Below are 2,348 nucleotides of genomic sequence, written 5' to 3' on the forward strand. Positions count from 1 at the left end.
GTCGTCTACTCGGCGCACGACTACGCCACCAGCGTCGCCCAGCAGCCCTGGTTCAGCGACCCGTCCTTCCCCGCGAACATGTCGGCGATCTGGGACAAGTACTGGGGCTAAGCGTCCAAAATATTGGGGCTATCAGATCCTGCGGGAAACGGCCTGCTCAGCGCCTGGTCAGGGCACCGCTCAGACTGACCAGCACCAACGGGGTCGAATCGGGGTCGAATCGAGCGAACAAGTCGTTCCACGGACCTGCCGCCCTCGTACGACGATGGGTTGGCCTTGATGCGTTTGTGAGTCTTGCACATGAAGGGCCGGTCGGGTCAAGAGTCCCTAGAAGACCTACGCGGCCAACGCTCCAGGGTCATCGGAGCCGAACATGAGCCCGAACGCGCGCACTTTGACACCCTCGACTGCCATCGGTGGATGCGCGTAGGTGTCCCATGTCTCCTCGAACGTCGCGTGCCTGCAGAGGGCCTGCACCGTCTTCGGATCAAGGCCGGACGCACCGAGCTTCGAAGTGTAGAAGTGCTTGAGGTCGTGGAACCGTGTTCGTTCCGGAAGGCCGGCAAGGCGCACGGCGGCCTTCCACTTCAGCCAGAAGTCGTGATGCAGCACCGGCTTGCCGAGCGCATTGGTGATCATCAACCCTTCGTCGCGAGCTTCGACGTATCCGCGAGCCTTGCGTGTTCGCTCTGTCACTGGCGAGACAGGACGGATGCGGGGATGGGTACGCCTATGCTCGTCCAGACGTTCGATCAAGAAGTGATCGACGGGAAGGGTCACGTAGCTGGCCCTGGTCTTGAGCTTCGAAGCTCGACCGGCCTGACGCTGCTCCACAATGTAGAGGAGGTCCTCGTCCCAGGCGACGGCCGCGCTCCGCAATCCGAAAACCTCTCCCTTGCGGAGCCCCGCACACGCGGCGATCCAGATAGAGATCTCATAGCGCGGCTCAATCTCCCGCATGGCGGCTGCCAACTCTGTCACGTCGGTTGGCGAAAGCGCCACTTCGACGCGTGGGAGAACTTCGGGAAGTTTGATGCGAGAGCAGATGTTCGCTGGCAGCGGCACTTCCTCCTCGTCGATGAGATGGTTCATGACTATTCGCCATGTGCGAAAGACCTGGACGACGGACGCAGAAGACTTCAGTCCCGGTTGATCCATGAGCCACGCCACGAAATTCGTTGAGTCGCGACGTGTGAGAGTCTTTGCGGTTCGATGGCCAGCAAATTCGTTCACGTACCTCCGAATGTGCCCTTCATATGACTTTGTCGTTGCCTCGTGTTTTCCGAATTTCCGTCGGCCCGCTATGAATTTTGCGGTGTAGATCTCTACCTTCTGGGCACCGAGTTCTGGTTCTACCCAGGTGCCATTGCGCATCTGGGCGCGGATCTCAGTTAGGTGATCGGCCGCATCCTGGTATGCGTCGAACGCGGGGCGTCGCTGCTTGCCAGCCGGATCTGTGAAGCGGGCCTGCCAGCGCTGGCCGCGCCCATGGTCGGCCGACTCGTACAGGGGATTCTTCTTAGTGCCACAGTTGCACCGAGTGTCTCCTTCCTTCGGGTATTTTTTGTGCCAGCGATCGAATGGTGTATCTGCTTCGTTACTCATGTCCCCTCGCGGAAGTGAGCGCATGGTCACGTATGGTCACCTGAAGCGTTCTTAGGCTTCGGAGATTTCGCCATGATTCCGTTTCTGATATTAGAGGCGAGAGCGGCTACCTCGGATTCGAGGTAGCGCACGCGGCTTCCGTTGCGATTTCCCTCCCTATTGGCCCCGGGGCCTGGCCGATAGAATGGCCCCAAGGGGTACGCTTTGAGCAGGCCCCTGTTAGTCCAACGGCGACGTGTTGCGGGAGAGATCCCAAGGCGCCGTTCGACTTCAGAAGGAACTATATAGTGCTCGGGATGCGTTTCGGTACCACCTGATATTCCATTCACTTCTGCGCCACTTATTGCTCCGGGAATCGCCTAGAGGGCCTTCGATCGGTTCTGCGAAGTCCTGGCGTGTGACTAGCTCTGCTTTGAAACACGACGTCGCTCCCAACTCCCCGCAACTGCAGGCGGTCGCCCTCGATGCAGTGCATGCACCGAGACCCTCGCATCAACAAACATTGATGACTGCCTGGAAGCTAGTCCATGGAACGCGTTTGGGGTAGGGCACTTATGTAACTAATGAGTGTTAGTGTCCGCTATGACGTTAATGAACGTTGATATTTTCTTCTCTCTGACTGATGGACTGCCTGAGATCAGACTCCGGCCGCTCCCTACTGGACACACGGATCGACCGGCGGACCCCGTGGTGGGGCCCGCCGGTCGGGTGTGCGCCGGGTCGGTCCGTACCTCCCGCGGCGT

General features: G+C 59.5%; 1 protein-coding gene. It reads right to left on the minus strand.

Going from position 1 to position 2,348, the window contains the following annotated elements:
* Positions 1–336: 336 nt before the first annotated feature.
* On the minus strand, positions 337–1,605 hold the full coding sequence (locus BM076_RS37875) for a site-specific integrase (protein WP_245796685.1): 1,269 nt from the start codon (positions 1,603–1,605) through the stop codon (positions 337–339).
* Between the last annotated feature and the right edge of the window lie 743 nt (positions 1,606–2,348).

The sequence above is a fragment of the Actinacidiphila alni genome (assembly GCF_900112845.1).
GTDB classification, from domain to species: domain Bacteria; phylum Actinomycetota; class Actinomycetes; order Streptomycetales; family Streptomycetaceae; genus Actinacidiphila; species Actinacidiphila alni.

Excerpts from the sequence above, each read along its gene's own strand:
- BM076_RS37875 (WP_245796685.1), bottom strand. The coding sequence starts at position 1,605 with ATGAGTAACGAAGCAGATACACCATTCGATCGCTGGCACAAAAAATAC.